The 5,392-nt window shown below is 74.1% G+C and carries 3 protein-coding genes; all 3 read left to right on the top strand.

What is annotated here, in order from left to right; all coding sequences use genetic code 11:
- Positions 1 to 254: 254 nt before the first annotated feature.
- The 3 genes from ACWEN3_RS40415 (at position 255) to ACWEN3_RS40405 (ending at position 5,205) form a co-directional block, all read left to right on the top strand.
- On the top strand, positions 255 to 3,482 hold the full coding sequence (locus tag ACWEN3_RS40415; protein ID WP_452981910.1) for a BTAD domain-containing putative transcriptional regulator: 3,228 nt from the start codon (positions 255 to 257) through the stop codon (positions 3,480 to 3,482).
- A 64-nt stretch (positions 3,483 to 3,546) separates the two neighbouring features.
- The gene (locus ACWEN3_RS40410; RefSeq protein ID WP_452981907.1) at positions 3,547 to 4,959 is read left to right on the top strand and encodes an FAD-binding oxidoreductase; all 1,413 of its coding nucleotides are present in this window, start codon (positions 3,547 to 3,549) and stop codon (positions 4,957 to 4,959) included.
- Positions 4,960 to 5,049: 90 nt separating this feature from the next.
- Complete coding sequence (locus ACWEN3_RS40405; protein WP_452981904.1) at positions 5,050 to 5,205, top strand: DUF6131 family protein; 156 nt, start codon at positions 5,050 to 5,052, stop codon at positions 5,203 to 5,205.
- Positions 5,206 to 5,392 lie beyond the last annotated feature (187 nt).

Raw genomic sequence — 5,392 nt, 5'->3', positions numbered from 1 at the left:
CCGCTCCACTCCCCCGTCACAGCCCGCAGCTCTGACGGCGGCCGGTGCGGCGGACAGGTCCGGGATGCCGCCGCGCGCCATCCTGCGCCCGACCGAAGCCGCACGCCGCGCAGGAGCCAGCCGGTGCCCCGCCGACGCGACCACCCGCCCCGCAGCTTTCCGGCGATCGCCCACTGTTCCGGTCCCCCACGGCGGCCGCTGCGACGGACAGGTCCGGGATGTCGTCGGGCGGTAGCCTGCTCGTGAGGACAGCCATGGCCGACGAGGTGCGCATCCGGCTTCTCGGCGGTTTCGCCGTGACGGTCGAGGACCGCCCGGTCGCCGCCGGGGCGTGGCGGCTGCGCAAGGCCCGGAGCCTGCTCAAACTGCTGTCCCTGGCCCCCGGCCACCGGATGCACCGGGAGCGGCTCTACGACCTGCTGTGGCCGGACCTCGACCCGACGGCCGCCGCCAACAACCTGCACCAGGTGCTGCACGCCGTCCGCCGGGCGCTGGCCTCCGCCGGGACACCTGGAGAGGTCGTCGTCCTGCGCGACGACATGGTGCTGCTCGGCCCCGACGGAGGCGTACGGATCGACCTCGACGCGTTCGACGAGGCGGCCCGGCGGGCCACGGAGGGCGGCGAAGCCGCGGACTACCGGGCCGCGCTCGCCCTGGCCGGCCCCGGTCTGCTGCCGGAGGACCGCTACGAGCCCTGGGTGAGCGAGGCGGCCGAGGCACTGGAGACGCAGCGTACGGCACTGCGTCTGCGGTTCGCGGAGGCGCTCGACCACGCTCACCGCACGGCGGAGGCCGTCGACGTGCTGCGGGCGCTGATCGCCGAGGACCCGCTGCACGAGCCGGGCCACCGGACCCTGATGCGGGTCCTGGCCGAGGCCGGTCGGCGCCGGGAGGCGCTGGCCGACTACGAGCGGCTGCGGGACGCGCTGCGCCAGGACACCGGCACCGACCCCGACCCGCAGACGCGCCGGCTCTACCGTGCCCTGCTCGCCGACTCGGTCGAGGCGCCGGAACAGCGGCGCGAGACACCACGGCAGCGTCTGCCCGCACCGGCCACGGCCCTCATCGGCCGGGAGCGCGAGATGGCCGAGGTGGAGCAGCTGCTCCGGCGCGGCAGACTGCTGACCCTCACCGGGGCCGGCGGCTGCGGCAAGACCCGTCTCGCGCTCGCCGTGGCGGCCCGGCGGGGCGACGGCTTCCGGGACGGGGCGTGGTTCGTGGACCTGGCCGGGCTCGCGGAACCGGACCTCGTACCCGACGCGGTGGCCGCGGCCCTGGGGCTGTGTCTGCCTCCGTCCGGTGGCCGCCGCCCGGCGCTGGTGGCTCAGCTCGCGGGCCGGGAGCTGCTGCTGGTGCTGGACAACTGCGAGCACCTGGTGGACGCGTGCGCCGCCCTGGCCTCGGAGGTCGTCGCCGGCTGCCCGGGGGTCTCCGTCCTCGCGACCAGCCGGGAACCGCTGCGCAGTTACGGGGAACGCACCTTCCGGGTGCCCTCCCTGGAGCTGCCGGATCCGCGCCGGCTGCCGCCCCTGGCGGACCTGGAACGCTTCGCCTCCGTGCGGCTGTTCGTGGAGCGGGCCGCCGACGTCTCCCCCGGCTTCCGGCTGACCGAGGGTAACGCGGCCGCCGTGGCGCAGATCTGTTTCCGGCTCGACGGTGTGCCGCTGGCGCTGGAACTCGCGGCGGCCCGGGTGCCGATGCTGGCCCCGCGTCAGATCGCCGAACGGCTCGACGACGCCCTGGCCCTGCTCAGCCGCGGCACCCGGCACGGCGCGACCCGGCAGGAGACGCTGCTGGCCACGCTGGAGTGGAGCCACCGGCTGCTCGACGACGAGGAGCGGCGCCTGTTCCGCAGGCTCGCGGTCTTCACGGGCGGGTTCTCCCTCGCCGCGGCCGAGGAGATGTACGCGGACGGCACCCACGCGGGCCCGGTGCTCGACGTTCTGGGGCGGCTCGCCGACAAGTCCCTGGTGTCGGCGGAGCCCCGGCAGGACGAGGTCCGCTACCGGCTGCTGGAGACGATCCGGCAGTACGCCCTGGACCGGTTGCGGGCCACCGGGGAACTGGCGGCCGCCGAGGCCCGGCACCGGCGTTTCTACCTGGCGCTCGCCGAGGCCGGGGACCGGGAGCCGCCCACCGGGGTCTCGGGGGCGATGTCGCTGGAACTGGAGGCCGACTACGGCAACCTGCGGGCCGCTCTGCGCTCCCTGCTGCGCCACGAACCGGACGGCGCGCTGCGGCTGGCCGTGGCCCTGCGGTCCTTCTGGCCCGAACGGGGGCGGCTGGCGGAGGGCCGCAGGTGGCTCGAGGACGCCCTGGCCGCCGCACCGGAGCCGTCCCCGCAGCGGGCGAGGGCGCTGATGGGCTGTGCCGTGCTGGCCGTCCGCCTCGGTGACGGCTCCCCGCTGGAGGACATCGCCGGGCAGATCGTCGCGATCCACGAGCGGCGGCCGGACCCGGCGGCGCTGGCGCAGGCCCGCTGTCAGCAGGCGGTCCTGCTGTGGATGCGCGGCACCTGGGACCGCGCCCGCACCGCCCTCGACCTGGCCCGCGCCCTGGCGTGCGAGGCCGGTGAGCCCTCGGTCCTGGCCGCCGCCGCACTGCTGGAGGGGGTCTGGGCCGTCTGCCGCGGCGAGGGCCCGGTGGCGCGCGAGGCGTGCCGGGAGAGCCTGCGGCTGCTGGACGACGTCGCGGCGGGCGGCGGTCCGTTCTTCCCTGTCATGACACCGGGCTACACGGTCGAGGCCGACGCGGCGGGGCGGGTTTCGCTGTTCTTCGAGGAGACGGTGCTGGCCGGGCGCACGGTGGGCGCTTCCCGCGCACGCGGTTACGCCCTGGCCAATCTCGCGTGGGCGAGCCGTCTCGACGGCGACGCCGACGCCGCGGTTCAGGCGGCCGAGGCGGGCGTCGACCGCTTCCGCGCGCTCGCCGACCCGCACGGCGAGTCCCTGGCCCTGAACACCCTCGGCAACCTCCACCGGAGCCGTGGCGACCACGACGCGGCGCGGAAGTTCCTCGACGCGGCGCTGGCGATCAGGCGCCGGCTCGGTGACCGCCGGGAAGAGGGCATCACCCTCGGGTGCCTCGGTCTGCTCCACCTCGCGGCCGGCGACACCGACAGCGCCGAGGCGGCCGTCGCCCGTGCCCTCGCGGGCTTCGAGGAGACCGACGACATCCCCGGCGCCACCAACAGCCTCCTCCACCTCGCGCTGGTCGCCCGGGCCACCGGTGACTCGGGGCGCGCCCGTGCCCTGCTCGCCCGCGCCCGGTCGCTGGAGAACATCGCCGGGTCTCGCTCGGCCGCCGGATGGGTCGCCCTCATGCTGGCGCGGCTGCTGTGGCAGGACGGTGAGCACGAGGCCGCAGGGCAGGCCGCGGCCCGCGCCGAAGCGCTCTTCGCCGGCCTCGGCGACCGCCGTGGCCGGGCCGTCCTGCTGAGTTCGGCGCCGGGCGGGTCGACCGGCAAAGCGGCTGCTGAGTGAGTGCTAAGAGGCGCTGCCTAGCGTCCTGAACGTCGGTAGAAGCACTCACGGCAAGGAGCCGACCATGTCGATCGACACGGCCAAGGGCGTCCTGGGAGACGCCACCGTCGCCGAGCTGGAGGCGGGCCTGCGCGGCACCGTCGTCCGCCCCGGCGACGCCGACTACGACCAGGCCCGCGCCGTCTGGAACGGGTCCCACGACAAGCACCCCGCCCTGATCGTGCGCTGTGCCGGGACGGCGGACGTGGTCCGCGCCGTCGAGTTCGCGCGCAGCCAGGACCTGCTGGTCGCCGTGCGCGGCGGCGCTCACAGCATCGCCGGTTTCTCGACCTGCGACGGCGGCGTGGTCATCGACCTGTCGCCCATGAAGGGCGCCATCGTCGATCCGGTACGGCGCAGGGTCGTCGCCCAGGCGGGCATGACCTGGGGCGACCTCGACCACGAGACGCAGGCCTTCGGTCTCGCCGTGACCGGTGGTCTGGTGTCGACCACCGGTATCTCCGGCTTCACGCTCGGCGGCGGAGTGGGCTGGCTGCTGCGCCGTCACGGTCTGGCCTCGGACAACCTGACGGCGGCCGAGGTCGTCACGGCGGACGGCCGCGTGGTGCGGGCGGACGAGCGGGAGAACTCCGAGCTGTTCTGGGCGCTGCGGGGCGGGGGCGGCAACTTCGGTGTCGTGACCTCGCTCGAGTACCAGCTGCATCCGGTCGGGCCGCAGGTCCTGGCGGGGCTGATCGTCTATCCGCTCGACCAGGCCCGGCAGGTGGTCACGGGCTGGCGCGAGCTGATCGGCGCCATGCCCGACGACCTGACCACGCTGGTCAACCTGACGACGGCTCCTCCACTGCCGTTCCTGCCCGCGGAGGTCCACGGAACCCGCGTGGTCGTCGTGCTCGGCATGTACGCGGGCGACCCGGCGGCCGGCGAGGCGGCCGTGGGTCCGCTGCGGACGCTGGGGACGCCCATCGCCGATGTCATGGGTCCGATGCCGTACACGGGGATGCAGTCGCTGATCGACCCGCTGTGGTCGGCCGGCGCCCACAACTACTTCACATCGGCGTTCATCGAGCCGTCCGACGCCGCGCTGGACGCGGTGCTCCGGCACCACCTCGAGACGCCCACGCCTTTCAGCGAGCTTCATATGCACCAGCTGGGCGGCGCCTTCGCCCGCGTCCCCGCCGAGGAGACGGCGTTCAGCCAGCGGACGGCGAGCGTGCTGTGCAACGTGATCGCGCGTTCTCCCGACCCGGCGGGCTTCGACGGTCATGTCGCCTGGGCCCGTGCGGCCCGCGCGGACATCGCACGCCACGGCGACGGTGCCATGTACGTCAACTTCACCGGCGACGCCGCCGAGGACAAGGTGCGCTCCTCGTACCCCGATGCGGTACACGCACGGCTCGTGAGGGTCAAGGACGCCTACGACCCCACCAACATGTTCCGCCTCAACCAGAACATCCGGCCTTCGTCCATGGCATGACCTGTTCGAGAATTCCGGACCGCGGATGATGGCATGGCTGATTTCGGGGCACCCGGTGAACAGGAGCGTTTCGTCAACAGGAGGCGCGTCATGATCGCCCTTGGCATCATCCTGCTCATCGTCGGTTTCCTCACAGGGGTATCCATCCTGTGGACCATCGGCATCATCCTGCTGGTGGTCGGCGCGATCCTGTGGATCCTCGGGTCGCTGGGACACGCGGTCGGCGGCCGTCGGCACTACTGGTGAACTCCAACTCCAAGTCCCCCTCCTGGTCGCCGGAGCAGAACCTCCGGGCCCGCGTCTGAGGCGCGGGCGGTGCGGGCACGCGGTGTCCCCGTACCGCCGCTGACGCGGACCGGCCCCGGCGACCGTCCTCCAGATGAGGTCGAGGGGCTGGCGGAGCTGCGGGATCTGCTGTCCTCGGCCACGGATC

The sequence above is a fragment of the Streptomyces sp. NPDC004561 genome, assembly GCF_053602155.1.
This window is presented reverse-complemented; position numbering and strand designations above follow the sequence as displayed.